The organism is Pseudomonas sp. BGA-UO-ETr-WB11 (assembly GCF_059567785.1).
Map to the genome: position 1 here is coordinate 38,194 of NZ_JCAQOS010000006.1, position 13,874 is coordinate 52,067.

Sequence of the window (13,874 nt, forward strand, 5' to 3'; positions counted from 1 at the left end):
ACTCGAGGCTCAGGGTAGAGCCTTTTCTTCCAGGGCTTGAATGGCCAGACCCTGCTGGGCACGAAAACTTTCCATGTCGAACATGGTGCAGATTTCCTGAATTTCGCCACTGGGCGTGAGGGTCCAGAACGCCATGGCTGAGATGCTCAGCACTTTGTCACTGGGTGGGTAGCCGAAGGCCGGTTTTTCGATGGTGCCGATCAGGGTGCTCCAGGTCACCACCTTGTTGCCTTCGGCAATGCACTCCTCGACCACCACCTGCAGGTCGGGCATGGCCAGGCGAATGTCATGGACCATCTGGGTGAAGGCGCTGCTGTTCAGCGGACGCCCGATAAACGAACTTTTATATAGAAAGTCCTTGCTGTGTAGGCGCTCGGTCAGGGCCAGGCGGCCTTTGTTCCAGGACAGATCGATGTGCTGACAAACCAGGCGTTTCAAGTCATCCAATGACATGGTGGAGCTCCACAGGGCTGGCGCTAGAGTGCGCAAAAGGTTGCGCACTCTAGCGCCTCTGTGGGCGCCGGGATTGGCCGCCGTGACAGCGTTAAGCGAGTTTTTGAACCAGCTCACACTAGGCCGCTGCAGGCGTGTTACCGGTTCCTTCGTTGCTGCGCGGCTTACGATGAAACAGCAAAAGGCCCTATTCCCGCCAGGCTTAGCGCCTGGTAGCCGGCATACAGCGCCAGTAGGGCGAAAGCGCAGGCCGCGATGCGGCGGATCAGGGTCAGCGGCAGGCGCTCGGCGGCAAAGTTGCCGGCCAGCACCACGGGCACGTTGGCCAGTAGCATGCCCAGGGTGGTGCCGATAATGACCATGATGAAGTGCGGGTACTGGGCGGCCAGCATCACCGTGGCCACCTGGGTTTTGTCACCCATCTCGGCCAGGAAGAAGGCGATTAGAGTGGTCAGGAACGGGCCATAGCGCTTCAGGCCCGAGGCTTCGTCATCGTCGAGTTTGTCCGGCACCAGAGTCCACAGGGCCACGGCCGCAAACGCCAATGCCAGCACGGCACTCAGGGTGGCGGCTGAGAAAAAGCTGGCGACCCAGCTTCCTACGGCGCCGGCGGCGGCGTGGTTGGCCAAGGTGGCGACGATGATGCCGGCGATGATCGGCCAGGGTTTGCGAAAGCGCGCGGCCAGCAGCAGGGCAAGCAGTTGGGTTTTGTCACCGATTTCGGCGATGGCCACGATAAAGGTGGGGACGACCAGGGATTCGAGCATTGGGATTCCTTGGGGCGGGTTAACAATTGGCTATGACACGAACGACCTTCCCGCCCCGGGTGAGGTGTACGTGTCATAGGTCTTGTCAAACCGGCGGCCTGCGTAGGCAGGCGTGGGTCGCACGCGCCATGGTCTGTTGACCAAGTATGTTGACGCGTGCCGGGCGAGCTAGCGCTCGCGGGAGACTACTCCCCTAGGACGGGGCGCATTGTGCCCAAGCCTGCCGCTATCGGCAAGCGTTCGGCGCTCAGAGGTTGCGCCGCCAATCGCGCTCGGCGCGGCTTTCACGGTTGGAGGTACGCACCTCGGCCGGGCGTTTGGCCTGGTACAGGTGAAAGCCGTCCGCTGCCGCCAGGGTGGTGCAGGGGCCGAGATTGGCTTCGATGATTGGTGGGTACTTGAGGAAGTTGTTTGCCACCAGGCGCAATTCGCCGCCGGGCTTGAGGTGCTTGGCCGCTTCGCGCAGCAGGGTTTCGGTCGCCTGGTATTCGGTGTGCACACCCTGGTGGAACGGCGGGTTGGTGATGATCACATCCAGCTCGAAGGGCGCGGCATGAATGCCGTCACCGGCCACGACCTCGGCCTGCAGGTCGTTGGCCTGCAGGGTCAGGCGGCTGCTGGCGAGGGCGAAGGCGTCGACGTCCAGCAAGGTTACTTGGCTCTCTGGGTAACGGCGCTTGAGGGTGGCGCCAAGCACGCCCGCTCCGCAGCCAAAATCGAGAATGTGGCCGGCTGTCAGCTGATCGAGGTGCTGCAAAAGCAAGGCCGTACCACGATCCAGGCGACCGTGACTGAACACCCCTGGCAGGCTGACGACCTTGAGCGGGCCGTCCGCCAGTGGCAGTTCATACCGCTGAGCAAGGGCCATCAAGTCTGGGGCGACGGGCGCCTGATCCACCCGCACCTGCCAGAGTTGGCAATGGCGGGCGCTGTCGAGTTTGCGCGGCTTGCCGTAGCTGGCCAGCTGTTTGGCTGCACGCTCGATGCCGGCACGTTTTTCCCCAACCAGAAACAGCTCGCGACCGCCCAGGCGCGCGGCGAGGGCCTGCAGCAGGTAGTCGCAGAGTTCACGGGATTTGGGCAGGAACAGCACCGCCGCCTCGAACGGCGCATCTGGCACGTTCACAGCAAACTGGCTGCGCCCGGCGAAGCGTGCCTGCAGCTGGGCCTGTTCACCAGCATGCCAGCTCCAGCCGTGGGCAGCGGGGAAGCGACCGAGCAGGTCATCGCCCGGTAGCCCTGCCAGCAGCAGGTTGCCGGTAAACAGCTCGGCCTGACGCAGGAGTACTTCGCTTCGCGGGTCCATGATTGCTCCTTGGAAAAAGTGGCTCAGCTTAGCCGATTCTTGGCCACGTCTGGGTATTGCCTGCCCGCGTGCTCAGTTGATCAGGCGGCGTGGCGCGGCATTGAAGTAGGCATGGGCATTCTCTGCCAGTTGGCCGACGATGCGCTGCCGGGCTTCGCGGCTACCCCAGGCACAGTGCGGGGTGATGATCAGGCGCGGAATATCGCCGGCCAGCAGCGGGTTGTCGGCCTGCGGTGGTTCGCTGCTGAGCACATCACAGGCGGCGCCGCCCAAATGGCCGCTGCGCAGGGCGTCGGCCAGGGCCTGCTCGTTGACCAGACCGCCGCGGGCAGTATTGACCAAGAGGGCGTTGGGTTTCATTGCCTGTAATTGAGCGGCGCCGATCAGGTCGCGGGTGTGTTCGTTGAGCGGGCAGTGCAGGCTGAGGGCGTCCACGTGGGGTAGCAACTCATCCAGCGGCAGACGATCACTGCGCGTCGGGCGGCCGGGCAGTTGACCGAGCAGCACGCGCATACCGAAGGCTTCGGCCAGGCGGCCGACGGCGCTGCCCAGTTCGCCATGGCCGAGCAGGCCGAGGGTCTTGCCGTGCAGCTCCATGATCGGATAGTCCAGTAAACAGAACTGGCTGGCTTGCTGCCAGCGCCCTGCAGCGACGGCCTGTTGGTAGTCGGGCAGGCGCGTAGCCAGGGCCAGCAGCAACATCAGGGTGTGCTGGGCCACCGCCGGGGTGCCGTAGCCTTGGCAGTTGCACACGGTAATGCCCTGGGCGCGTGCGGCGGCGAGATCGACATTGTTGCTGCCGGTGGCGGCGATCAGGATCAGCTTGAGATCCGGGCAGGCGGCCAGGGTGCTGGCATCCAGCAGCACCTTGTTGCTGATGACCACCTGAGCGCCTTGCAGGCGTTCGATGATGAGCTCTGGCGGGGTCTGGGCGTGCAGGTGCAGATCGCTGAAGAGCTGCCGCAGAGGTGCCATATCGAGGTCGCCGAGATCCAGTGAGGCATGGTCGAGAAATACTGCGCGGCGGCCATTATTCATCAGCTGTACCTGTTGCTGGGGAGGGTGTACGGATAAGCTCGCCAGCCTAACAGAAGGCGATTACGGCTGTGGAGGCTGCATGTACTGGACGGAATTTCTCACGGTGGCGCTGGTGCATCTGCTGGCTGTTGCCAGCCCTGGCCCGGACTTTGCCATCGTGCTGCGCGAAAGCGTGAGCAATGGTCGCCATGCCGGGATCTGGACGGCTTTGGGGGTTGGCAGTGGGATCTTGCTGCACGTCGGCTACTGCCTGTTGGGTATCGGTCTGATCGTGTCGCAGTCGATTGTGCTGTTCAATCTGCTCAAGTGGCTGGCGGCGGCGTATCTGATCTATATCGGTATCCGTGCCTTGCAGGCCCGTCCGGCCGATCCTGCCAGTGCCGAGCTGGCGCCGCTTGCTGCGCGTTCGCCACGGGCGGCGTTTGTCCGCGGCTTCGTCACCAATGGCCTGAACCCCAAGGCCACGTTGTTTTTTCTGTCGTTGTTTACCCTGGTGATCAGCCCGCAAACCCCACTGCTGGTGCAGGCGGGTTATGGCCTGTATCTGGCCCTGGCCACCGCTGTGTGGTTTTGCGCAGTGGCGCTGCTGTTCAGCCAGGCGCGGGTGCGTCGCGGCTTTGTGCGCCTGGGCCACTGGTTTGACCGGCTGATGGGCGCGGTGCTGGTTGGCTTGGGCATCAAGGTGGCGTTCAGCGAACTGCACTGAGCCTTGCGCTAACAAAAAAGCCCCGCGAGTGATCCCTGCGGGGCTTTTTTAGTGGGGGGTAGGACTAGAGGTCGAAGTCATAGTCGTTCAGCTGCTTTTGCAAGCGCCGCTCTTCCAGGTAGTTGTCGATCACTCGACGTTTGGCCAGGTTGGTTTTGGCGACTTCCACCGGTGCTTCGGCGGCTTCTTCGCCGTCCTCGGCGACCAGGTCGTCGTCTACTTCGAGGGGTTGGGTTTCAGTGCTCATCAGTTTCACTCCAGCTGTGGGGTGCCATTGGCGGACCTTATAGCGGCAAAGCGATGAAGGGTAAAAAAGATTTTTTCAATCGGCAGTATAGCCAAGCTGTTAAAGGCTCAATCGTCGCTGGTCTTTTGCTTGAAATCACACAGGTCTTCGATCCGGCAGCTGCCACAGCGCGGTTTGCGCGCCTGGCACACGTAGCGCCCGTGCAGAATCAACCAGTGATGGGAGTCGAGGAGGAATTGTTTAGGTACAAACTTGAGCAACTGACGCTCCACCTCCAGCACGTTTTTACCCGGAGCAATGCCCGTGCGGTTGCTGACTCGGAAGATGTGCGTGTCCACGGCCATGGTCGGCTGGCGAAAGGCGGTGTTGAGCACCACGTTAGCGGTCTTGCGTCCCACGCCGGGCAGGGCTTCGAGTGCTTCGCGGGTTTGCGGCACCTGGCTGGCGTGCTGTTCCACCAGCAGGCGGCAGGTTTCGATGACGTTCTTGGCCTTGCTGTTGTATAGGCCGATGGTCTTGATGTACTCGCTCAGGCCCGCGACCCCCAAGGCGTAGATCGCCTCTGGGGTGTTGGCGACGGGATATAGCTTGGCGGTGGCCTTGTTGACGCTGACGTCGGTGGCCTGGGCCGAGAGAATCACCGCAATCAGCAGCTCGAAGGGCGAATTGTAGGCCAGCTCGGTCTTCGGCTCGGGATTGTCCTCATGCAGGCGACGGAAGATCTCCAGGCGTTTGGCGGCGTTCATGCTCGGGCACCACGATTTGGCAGCCGATTCTGACTGACTGCGTTGTAGGGCATCAATTCGGTCTTCGGCTCTGGGTTGTCCTCGTGCAGGCGGCGGAAGATCTCCAGGCGTTTGGCCGCGTTCACTCGATTACCCCGGTAACCCGCACGCGCCGGCTGGGCGCTGCTTCGACCGGCACGTGCGCGGCCTTGGCACGTTCGCTGGCGCGGGCATCCAGGTAGTTTTTACCCGCGATCAGCAAGCCCAGAACCAGAAAGGCACCCGGTGGCAGGATGGCGAGGAGGAAGCCCGGGTAGTGAGGGAACACTTCGATCTGCCAACTGGCAGCTTGGGCGCCAAACAGCAGCTGCATATTGCTCAGTAGCATGCCGGTGCCGAGCAGCTCGCGCACGCTGCCCAGGGCCAGCAGCACCAGGCCGAAGCCGGTACCCATCATCAGGCCATCAAAGCTGGCATGGGCCACGCTGTTTTTCGCGGCAAAGGCTTCGGCCCGGCCGAGGATGATGCAGTTGGTGGTGATCAGCGGAATAAAGATGCCGAGGATCTGATACAGCTCATAGGTGAAGGCCTGCATCAGCAGTTCGATGCAGGTGGTCAGGGCGGCAATGATCATCACGAACACCGGCAGGCGCACGGCATCGGTGACCTGACGGCGGATCAGCGCCACGGCGGCGTTGGAGGCCGCCAGTACCAGGGCCGTGGCGATGCCCATGCCGAGGGCGTTGACCATCGAGTTACTCACCCCCAGTAGCGGGCACAGGCCCAGCAACTGCACCAGGCCGGGGTTGTTCTTCCACAGGCCGTTGACGGCAATTTCGCGATAACTAGCCATTGTTGTGTTCTCCGCTGCCGGTGTCGGGGGCTAGCAAGTGGGCGCGTTGCTGATCGAAATACTGCAGCGTCTGGTGCACGGCTTTGACCACCGCCCGTGGGGTGATGGTGGCGCCGGCGAACTGGTCGAACTGGCCGCCGTCTTTTTTCACTGCCCAGCCCGATTCATCCGGCGCCGTCAGGGATGTGCCAGCAAAGGCGCCGATCCACGGGCTTTTGCTTAGCTCAATCTTGTCGCCCAGGCCTGGGGTTTCCTTGTGGCTGATAACCCGCACGCCAGCCAGCGTGCCATCGGCCTTGACCCCCACCAGCAGGTGGATGGCGCCGCTGTAGCCGTCTGGCGCGCTGACCTGGAAGATGATCGCGCTGATCTGGCCATTCAGGCGGGCGATATAGGCCGGCTTGGCTTGGCTGTAGCCGAGTAGCGGACTTTGCACCGAGCGCGGGTGGTCCAACAGGTGATTGTCGTAGCTGCCGGGCGGCAGGATTTCGCTCAGGGCCCGGGCCTTGGCATCCCGCTCGGCGCTGGCAATCCGCTCAGCGGTGCCTTGCTGGGTGATGGCCACCAAACCGACGGTAAATACGGCAAACAGGCCGAGAATGACGCTGTTTTTCAGCATGGAGCGGCTGATTTCTGGCAGGTTCATGCTCACTCCCCGATCTTGAAACCGCGTTCGGCTTTGCGGTGGCCGTAGGTACGCGGGCGGCTGTAATAGTCGATGGTCGGGGCGGTCAGGTTCATCAGCAACACCGCGAAGGCCATGCCGTCCGGGTAACCGCCCCAGGTGCGAATGATGTACACCAGCACGCCGACACCGGCGCCAAAGATGATCCGGCCCAGTTGGCTGGTGGCGCCAGACACCGGGTCGGTGACGATAAAGAAGGCGCCAAGCATGGTGGCGCCGGTCAGCAGGTGGAACAGCGGCGAGCCGTTTGAGTCCGAGCCGCTGCCATTCCAGAACAGCAGGCTCATCACGGCGAGTGCGGCGAGCATGCCCACGGGTGCGTGCCAGCTGATCAGTTTTTGTTTGAGCAAGTACAGACCGCCGAGCAGGAAGGCTAGGTTGACCCATTCCACCCCTTGGCCGCCAAAGCGACCAAAGGCTGGGTTCTGGGCCCAGAGTTCGTCGACCGTCAGGCTCTTGTTGAGCTTCAGGCTGTCCAGGGCTGTGGCTTGGCTCCAGCCGTCGGGCAGGCTGGCCAGGCCCCAGATGTGTTCGATGCCAGCGAGCATGCCGACGCTATGGGGCGCCGGCCAGGTGGTCATCGGCAGCGGGAAGGAAATCAGCACCACCACATAGCCCAGCATGGCCGGGTTGAAGGGGTTCTGCCCGAGGCCGCCATACAGTTGCTTGCCGAAGATGATGGCAAAGCCCACGGCGATCAGGGTCAGCCACCAGGGGGCATAGGGCGGCAGGGCTAGGGCGAGCAGCACGGCGGTGACCAGGGCGCTGCCGTCCTTGAGGTAGAAGGCGATGGGCCGTTTACGAATGGCCAGGATCGCGGCCTCGCAGCCCAGCGCTACCAAGCTGGTCCACAGCAGGTTGACCAGGGTGCCGATACCGAACAGCCAGGTCAGGACCAGCACCGCCGGCACGGTGGCCAGCAGCACCTGCAGCATCACCCGTTGGGTGCGCTGGTTGCCGGTGGCATGGGGCGAAGTGATGCGGGGCAGGGCCATTGGTGCTCCGGAGCTGACTAAGACGTTCACGTGCCTGGCCAGTGGCGGCGCAGGTACTCTGGCTGATCGGTTGGCCGGAGGGCGTCCGGCGTTATTCGTGGTGCTAGGCACACGCTGTAGGCGCGGCTTCAGTCGTGAAGTTCGCGGATAAATCCGCTCCTACAAAGGCTCAACGTGCAACATGGATAGAGCCTTGTTCGTGCTTCCGCGTCCCGGATTACCTCCGGGCTACGCGGCGAGGCCAACACTGTAGGAGCGGCTTCAGCCGCGAAATTCGCGGATAAATCCGCGCCTACAAGGGCTCAACGTGCAACATGGATAGAGCCTTGTTCGTGCTTCTGCGTCCCGGATTACATCCGGGCTACGCGGCGTGCCAGGTGTTCAGTTGTTGATGTGGGCCTCTAGCTGTTGCTCTGCCTGGGCCAGGCGTTGCCGGGCCGCGGCCAGCACAGCGGCGTCGCTACTGTCATCGCGCTCCAGCTTGCGCAGGTCAGCGCGGGCAAAGGCCAGCTCGGTTTTCAGCGCGCGAGTGGCTTCGTCCACGGGCTGCTTATCGGTGCGCACCAGCTCCGGCGCCGGCTTGCCGGAGGCATCCTCGGCGGCATGCAGGGCGTGTTCAGCCTCCGCCAGGGCGTTACGCAGGGCCACCAACACGCTGTCGTCGCTCAAGGCTTTCTCGGCTTTTTTCAACTCGGCACGGCGCATGGCCAGCTCGATCTTGGCCCGTTTCAAGGGGCTCAGCTCGCTGCTTTCGGCGGGTTTTTCCGCTGCAGCGGGTGCTTGGCTTTGCAGGCTGGCCAGCAGTTGTTCGGCGGCCTCCAGCTGAGTGGCCAATTGTTGGCGCTCGGCTGCTTGCTCGCTGCTCGGCGCTTCGACCTTCTCCAGCTTGCGCAGTTGGGCACGGAGCATAGCGGCGTCGATCTTGGCTTTTTTCAGGACGTTGTCGTCGGCAGCTGGCGTGCTGGCTGGCGGAGTTGCGGTTTTGCTCAGTTCGGCAGTGAGTGCCTGTTGTGCGGCCTCGGCGGCGATGCGCAGTTCATCCACCTGACTTTGCAACTCGCTGCTGGCGTGGATGGCCAACTGCTTCTCGGCCTTCTTCAGCGCCACCTGGGTCATGCTGGCTTCGATCTTCAGGCGTTTGAGCGGGTCGATCTGCGCGGTTGCGGCACTGCTGGGGGCACTGCCGACGGCGGCCGAGCTGCTGCCTGCCTCGGCTTGGGCGGCTTTGGCGCGGGCGGCTTTCTCCGCGCGGGCCTGGCGCTCGGCTTCTTTGCGTTCCTCTTCGCGGCGCAGGCGTTCCTGGCGTTGTTCGAAGCGCTGGCGCGACTGCTCGGCCTTCAGTTGCTTGTGTTCCAGCTCGCGGATTTCGCTTTTGGCGGCGCGGTAGTACTGCACCAGCGGGATGCTGGACGGGCAAACGTAGGCGCAGGCGCCACATTCGATGCAGTCGAACAGGTGGTGCGCCTTGAGCTGTTCATGCTGCTGGCCGAGGGCGAAAAAATGCAGCTGTTGCGGCAGCAGGCTGGCTGGGCAGGCCTCGGCGCAGTCGCCGCAGCGAATGCACGGCAGCGCCTGCGCGGGCGCTGGCAACTCGTCGCGGCTGGCGGCCAGCAGGCAGTTGCTGGTCTTGATCAGCGGCACGTCCAGGGAGGGCAGGGTAAAACCCATCATCGGCCCGCCCATCAATAGGCGGCTGAGGTGCTTGCGGTCGAGGCCGGCAAACTCCAGCAACTCGCTGACGGGCGTGCCCAGCAGCGCTTCGACGTTCATCGGTCGCGCCAGGGCGGTGCCGGTGAGGGTGGTGATGCGCGAGATCAGTGGTCGGCCAAGCACCACGGCGTCATGGATGGCCACGCAGGTGCCGACGTTCTGACAGAGCATGCCGATGTCGGCAGGCAGGCCGCCGCTGGGGACTTCATGGCCAGTGAGAATCTGGATCAGCTGCTTCTCGCCACCGGAGGGGTACTTGGTGGGGAAGACTTTGAGGCTGTAGCTGCGCTCGCTGAGGGCGGCGCGCACGGCAGCGATGGCCTCGGGCTTGTTGTCTTCGATGCCAATCAGCACTGCGTCGGGCTGTATCAACTGCACCAGGATGTCGATGCCGCTGATCAGTGCGTCGGCTTTTTCGCGCATCAGCAGGTCGTCGGCGGTGATGTAAGGCTCGCACTCCGTACCGTTGATGATCAGGGTGTGAATCTTCTGCTGCGCGCGGGCGGTGAGTTTGACTGCCGTGGGGAAGCCAGCGCCGCCGAGGCCGCTGATGCCGGCCTGACGGATTTTTTCCAGCAGCTCCGTGGCTTCAAGGTGGCGATAGTCCGGGCAGGGCTGCAAGGTGGTCCACTGCTCCAGGCCGTCGCTGTCGAGCACGATGGCCGGCGCCGGCAAGCCCGAAACATGGGGGAAGGGCTGCGGGCCTATGGCGCTGATGGTGCCGGAGGTCGGTGCATGCACCGGCACGCTAACCAAACCGTTGGCGGCGGCGAGTAGCTGGCCTTTGAGAACCCGCTCACCCACGCTGACGCTCGGCTCGGCGGGCGCGCCCAGGTGTTGGCTTAGTGGCAGGATCAGGCGCGCAGGCAAAGGCGCGGGCTGAATCGGCAGCTGATTGGACAGCTCTTTATGTTCGGCCGGGTGGATGCCGCCGGGAATGTCCCAGACCTGTTGGGCGTGGTCGATCAGCGCAGTCATGCCGCTTGCTCCCGGTCGGTGGCGATCAGTTGGCTAGGGGGCAGCGGCAACTGCCATTTCCAGCCTTGCAGGTTGCCGTTTACGGGCAGCATGTCGATGCAGTCCACTGGGCAGGGCTCGACGCAGAGGTCGCAGCCGGTGCATTCGCTGATGATGACGGTGTGCATCTGTTTGGCGGCGCCGACGATGGCATCCACCGGGCAGGCCTGGATGCACTTAGTGCAGCCAATGCACTCAGCCTCGCGGATAAAGGCGACCATCTGCGGCTTTTCGCCTTCGACCGCGTCCAGGGGTTCGGCTTCGACGTCGAGCAAGTCGGCCAGAGCTTGAATAGTGGCTTCGCCGCCAGGTGGGCATTTGTTGATCTTGTCGCCTTTGGCAATCGCCTCGGCGTAGGGCTTGCAGCCGGGGTAGCCGCACTGGCCGCACTGGGTCTGCGGCAGTAGGGCATTGACCTGCTCGGCGATGGGGTCGCCTTCAACGCGAAAGCGCACTGCTGCGTAACCGAGGATTGCGCCAAACACCAGGCACATGGCGAGCAGGGCGAGCACGGCAATCAGGATCAGGCTCATAGCTTGATCAGCCCAGCAAAGCCCATAAAGGCCAGGGACATCAGACCAGCAGTGAGCATGCCGATGGCGGCGCCGCGAAAGGGTACGGGCACATCGGCAATCGCAATGCGTTCACGCATGGCGGCGAACAGCACCAGCACCAGAGAGAAGCCCAGCCCGGCGGCAAAGCCGTTGGCGGTAGCGGTGAAGAAGGTGAACTCGGCCTTGTTGGCATTCAGCAGGGCCACGCCGAGGACGATGCAGTTGGTGGTGATCAGCGGCAGGAAGATGCCCAGCACCCGGTACAGCAGCGGGCTGGTTTTATTTACCACCATCTCGGTGAACTGCACCACCACGGCAATCACCAGAATGAAACTGATGGTGCGCAGGAACTCAATATCCAGCGGTTTGAGCACGTATTGCTGGACCAGATAGCTGCACATGGCAGCCAGGGTCAGTACAAAGGTGGTCGCTAGGGACAGGCCAATGGCGGTCTCGATCTTCTTCGAAACGCCCATGAATGGGCACAGGCCGAGAAACTGCACGAGGACGAAGTTGTTGACCAGGATGGAGCTGACCAGGATCAGGGCGAATTCGGTCATGCGGGGGTGGCCATGGTGAGTACCGTCGCAAGCAGGCAGAAGGCAGGTTGTATAGCTGCGTATTATCGGCAAGCGACGCCGCGCAAACAAGCCGACCCGAGGTGTCAGCTTGTTTGCATCATGCGGGGCTTGGTGGCCCTGCGCTGATGGGTCGCAGTCTTACTTGATGCGCTGGCCGGGTTTGGCGCCGTTGTCCGGGCTGAGCAGGTAGATCTCGCTGCCACCGGGGCCCGCTGCCAGGACCATGCCTTCGCTGATGCCGAACTTCATTTTGCGCGGCGCCAGGTTGGCGACGTAGAGGGTCAGGCGACCTTCCAGCTGGCTTGGGTCCGGGTAGGCGCTCTTGATACCGCTGAACACGTTGCGCTTGGCGTCGCCGATATCCAGGCTCAGGCGCAGTAACTTGTCGGCGCCTTCAACAAACTCGCATTTCTCGATCAGGGCCACGCGCAGGTCGATGGCGGCGAAGGTGTCGAAGTTGATCTCGGCGGCCAGCGGTTCTTTGGTCAGCTCGCCATTGCCAGCGGCCGGGGCAGGCGCGCCGGTTTCGGCGGCGAGGTCTTCTTTCGAGGCTTCCAGCATGGCTTCGATCTTCGCCGGGTCGATGCGCGTCAGCAGCGGATTGAACGGATTCAGTTGGTGGTTGGCCAGTGGCGTGCTGAGGTCAGACCAGTTCAGCGCGGGCACATTGAGGAAGGCCTCGGCGTCGCCAGCCAGTTTCGGCAGCACGGGTTTGAGCATGATCACCAACTGGCGGAACAGGTTGACGCTCAGGGCGCAGACTTCCTGCACTTCGGCCTGCTTACCTTCAACTTTGTTCAGCGCCCACGGCGCTTTCTCGGCAATCCAGGCGTTGGCGCGATCGGCCAGGGCCATGATTTCGCGCATGGCGCGGGCGAAGTCGCGGGCTTCATAGGCGTCGGCGATGCTCGGCGCAGCGGCTTGGAAGGCCTCCCACAGTGCCGGCTCGGGATTGGCGTCGACCAATACACCATTGTTGCCTTTGTGGATAAAGCCGGCGCAGCGGCTGGCGATGTTCACCACCTTGCCCACGAGGTCAGCATTGACCTTCTGCACGAAGTCTTCGAGGTTGAGGTCGAGGTCGTCGACGCTGCGGCCCAGCTTGCTGGCGTAGTAGTAACGCAGGTACTCCGGGTTCAGGTGGTCCAGGTAGGTGCGCGCCTTGATAAAAGTGCCGCGGGATTTCGACATCTTCTGGCCGTTAACGGTCAGGTAGCCGTGGACGTTGACCGCGGTTGGCTTGCGGTAGCCGGCACCTTCGAGCATGGCTGGCCAGAACAGGGCGTGGAAGTTGACGATGTCCTTACCGATGAAGTGGTACAGCTCGGCGGTGGAGTCCTTGGCCCAGTAGGCGTCGAAGTCCAGTTCCGGGCGTTTGCTGCAGAGGTTTTTGAAGCTGGCCATATAGCCAACCGGAGCGTCCAGCCAGACGTAGAAGTACTTGCCGGGCTCGTCGGGAATTTCAAAGCCGAAGTACGGCGCATCGCGGGAGATGTCCCACTCCTGCAAACCAGCATCCAGCCATTCGGCAATCTTGTTGGCGACGGCGTCTTGCAGGGTGCCGCTGCGGGTCCAGGTCTGCAGCATGGCCTGGAAGTCGGGCAGCTTGAAGAAGAAGTGCTTGGAGTCGCGCAGCACCGGCACGGCACCGGAGATGGCCGAACGTGGGTTCTTCAGTTCGGTGGGCTCGTAGGTGGCGCCGCATTTCTCGCAGTTGTCGCCGTACTGGTCCTCGGCCGCGCATTTCGGGCATGTGCCTTTGATGAAACGGTCGGCGAGGAACATGCCTTTTTCAGGGTCGAAGTACTGGGTCACCGAGCGGGTAGCGATGTGGCCAGCGTCACGCAGCTTGAGGTAGATGCCGGTGGCCAGTTCGCGGTTTTCTTCGGCGTGAGTCGAGTGGAAGTTATCGAAATCGACCAGGAAGTCGGCAAAGTCGGCGCTGTGCTCGGCCTGTACGTTGGCGATCAGTTGTTCCGGGGTGATGCCTTCCTTCTCGGCGCGCAGCATGATCGCCGAGCCGTGGGCGTCGTCGGCGCAGACGTAGGTGGCCTGATTGCCGCGCAGTTTCTGGAAGCGCACCCACATGTCGGTCTGGATATATTCGAGCATGTGGCCCAGGTGAATGGAGCCATTGGCGTAGGGCAGGGCGCTGGTAACGAGAATCTTGCGGGCTTCGGACATGGTGATCGACTGCGCTGGTGATACGAAAGAGGTCGGCAACTATAAAGCAGCGG

The 13,874-nt window shown here is 62.9% G+C and carries 13 protein-coding genes, 1 pseudogene and 1 riboswitch; of the genes and pseudogenes, 1 reads left to right on the top strand and 13 read right to left on the bottom strand.

The annotated features are described in order from the left end of the window. Nucleotides 1-9 precede the first annotated feature (9 nt). The 4 genes and pseudogenes from AC56DI_RS09035 to AC56DI_RS09050 form a co-directional block, all read right to left on the bottom strand. The gene (locus AC56DI_RS09035; RefSeq protein WP_496345867.1) at nt 10-453 is read right to left on the bottom strand and encodes a ketosteroid isomerase-related protein; all 444 of its coding nucleotides are present in this window, start codon (nt 451-453) and stop codon (nt 10-12) included. Between the two features lie 164 nt (nt 454-617). Further along, nucleotides 618-1,220 carry a TMEM165/GDT1 family protein gene (locus AC56DI_RS09040; RefSeq protein ID WP_496345868.1) on the bottom strand — a complete coding sequence of 201 codons (603 nt, stop codon included), beginning with the start codon at nt 1,218-1,220 and terminating at the stop codon, nt 618-620. Between the two features lie 106 nt (nt 1,221-1,326). Further along, nucleotides 1,327-1,426, bottom strand: a riboswitch (yybP-ykoY riboswitch). Between the two features lie 107 nt (nt 1,427-1,533). Continuing rightward, nucleotides 1,534-2,526 (bottom strand): annotated as a pseudogene (locus tag AC56DI_RS09045) (methyltransferase); the annotation flags it as partial. Between the two features lie 72 nt (nt 2,527-2,598). After that, complete coding sequence (locus tag AC56DI_RS09050; RefSeq protein WP_496345869.1) at nt 2,599-3,564, bottom strand: 2-hydroxyacid dehydrogenase; 966 nt, start codon at nt 3,562-3,564, stop codon at nt 2,599-2,601. A 79-nt stretch (nt 3,565-3,643) separates the two neighbouring features. Between AC56DI_RS09050 and AC56DI_RS09055 the strand changes: the two genes are divergently transcribed. Next, nucleotides 3,644-4,270 carry a LysE family translocator gene (locus tag AC56DI_RS09055; RefSeq protein ID WP_496345870.1) on the top strand — a complete coding sequence of 209 codons (627 nt, stop codon included), beginning with the start codon at nt 3,644-3,646 and terminating at the stop codon, nt 4,268-4,270. A 64-nt stretch (nt 4,271-4,334) separates the two neighbouring features. Here AC56DI_RS09055 and AC56DI_RS09060 read toward each other — a convergent pair whose 3' ends face one another. The 9 genes from AC56DI_RS09060 to metG form a co-directional block, all read right to left on the bottom strand. Next, the gene (locus tag AC56DI_RS09060) at nt 4,335-4,517 is read right to left on the bottom strand and encodes a PA3496 family putative envelope integrity protein (RefSeq protein WP_422587656.1); all 183 of its coding nucleotides are present in this window, start codon (nt 4,515-4,517) and stop codon (nt 4,335-4,337) included. Nucleotides 4,518-4,624: 107 nt separating this feature from the next. Further along, the gene (gene nth / locus AC56DI_RS09065; protein ID WP_422587657.1) at nt 4,625-5,263 is read right to left on the bottom strand and encodes an endonuclease III; all 639 of its coding nucleotides are present in this window, start codon (nt 5,261-5,263) and stop codon (nt 4,625-4,627) included. Between the two features lie 121 nt (nt 5,264-5,384). After that, a complete protein-coding gene (locus AC56DI_RS09070; RefSeq protein WP_496345871.1) occupies nt 5,385-6,095 on the bottom strand; it encodes an electron transport complex subunit E in 711 nt (236 codons plus the stop codon). Beyond that, complete coding sequence (rsxG, locus tag AC56DI_RS09075) at nt 6,088-6,741, bottom strand: electron transport complex subunit RsxG (protein ID WP_496345872.1); 654 nt, start codon at nt 6,739-6,741, stop codon at nt 6,088-6,090. Before rsxG ends, AC56DI_RS09070 begins: the two co-directional genes overlap by 8 nt. Nucleotides 6,742-6,743: 2 nt before the next feature. Further along, nucleotides 6,744-7,775 carry an RnfABCDGE type electron transport complex subunit D gene (locus tag AC56DI_RS09080; RefSeq protein WP_496345873.1) on the bottom strand — a complete coding sequence of 344 codons (1,032 nt, stop codon included), beginning with the start codon at nt 7,773-7,775 and terminating at the stop codon, nt 6,744-6,746. A 381-nt stretch (nt 7,776-8,156) separates the two neighbouring features. Further along, nucleotides 8,157-10,463 carry an electron transport complex subunit RsxC gene (rsxC, locus tag AC56DI_RS09085; protein ID WP_496345874.1) on the bottom strand — a complete coding sequence of 769 codons (2,307 nt, stop codon included), beginning with the start codon at nt 10,461-10,463 and terminating at the stop codon, nt 8,157-8,159. Then, nucleotides 10,460-11,035, bottom strand: coding sequence for an electron transport complex subunit RsxB (rsxB, locus tag AC56DI_RS09090; protein ID WP_496345875.1), 576 nt, complete (start codon nt 11,033-11,035; stop codon nt 10,460-10,462). Before rsxB ends, rsxC begins: the two co-directional genes overlap by 4 nt. Then, nucleotides 11,032-11,616: an electron transport complex subunit RsxA gene (gene rsxA, locus AC56DI_RS09095; protein ID WP_324517977.1), complete on the bottom strand. Its 585-nt coding sequence runs from the start codon at nt 11,614-11,616 to the stop codon at nt 11,032-11,034. Before rsxA ends, rsxB begins: the two co-directional genes overlap by 4 nt. 159 nt (nt 11,617-11,775) lie before the next feature. After that, a complete protein-coding gene (gene metG, locus AC56DI_RS09100; RefSeq protein WP_496345876.1) occupies nt 11,776-13,821 on the bottom strand; it encodes a methionine--tRNA ligase in 2,046 nt (681 codons plus the stop codon). Between the last annotated feature and the right edge of the window lie 53 nt (nt 13,822-13,874).

Excerpts from the sequence above, each read along its gene's own strand:
- AC56DI_RS09055 (WP_496345870.1), top strand. The coding sequence starts at position 3,644 with ATGTACTGGACGGAATTTCTCACGGTGGCGCTGGTGCATCTGCTGGCT.
- rsxB (WP_496345875.1), bottom strand. The coding sequence starts at position 11,035 with ATGAGCCTGATCCTGATTGCCGTGCTCGCCCTGCTCGCCATGTGCCTG.
- rsxA (WP_324517977.1), bottom strand. The coding sequence starts at position 11,616 with ATGACCGAATTCGCCCTGATCCTGGTCAGCTCCATCCTGGTCAACAAC.
- AC56DI_RS09050 (WP_496345869.1), bottom strand. The coding sequence starts at position 3,564 with ATGAATAATGGCCGCCGCGCAGTATTTCTCGACCATGCCTCACTGGAT.
- rsxG (WP_496345872.1), bottom strand. The coding sequence starts at position 6,741 with ATGAACCTGCCAGAAATCAGCCGCTCCATGCTGAAAAACAGCGTCATT.
- AC56DI_RS09080 (WP_496345873.1), bottom strand. The coding sequence starts at position 7,775 with ATGGCCCTGCCCCGCATCACTTCGCCCCATGCCACCGGCAACCAGCGC.
- metG (WP_496345876.1), bottom strand. The coding sequence starts at position 13,821 with ATGTCCGAAGCCCGCAAGATTCTCGTTACCAGCGCCCTGCCCTACGCC.
- nth (WP_422587657.1), bottom strand. The coding sequence starts at position 5,263 with ATGAACGCCGCCAAACGCCTGGAGATCTTCCGTCGCCTGCATGAGGAC.
- AC56DI_RS09040 (WP_496345868.1), bottom strand. The coding sequence starts at position 1,220 with ATGCTCGAATCCCTGGTCGTCCCCACCTTTATCGTGGCCATCGCCGAA.
- rsxC (WP_496345874.1), bottom strand. The coding sequence starts at position 10,463 with ATGACTGCGCTGATCGACCACGCCCAACAGGTCTGGGACATTCCCGGC.
- AC56DI_RS09060 (WP_422587656.1), bottom strand. The coding sequence starts at position 4,517 with ATGAGCACTGAAACCCAACCCCTCGAAGTAGACGACGACCTGGTCGCC.
- AC56DI_RS09035 (WP_496345867.1), bottom strand. The coding sequence starts at position 453 with ATGTCATTGGATGACTTGAAACGCCTGGTTTGTCAGCACATCGATCTG.
- AC56DI_RS09070 (WP_496345871.1), bottom strand. The coding sequence starts at position 6,095 with ATGGCTAGTTATCGCGAAATTGCCGTCAACGGCCTGTGGAAGAACAAC.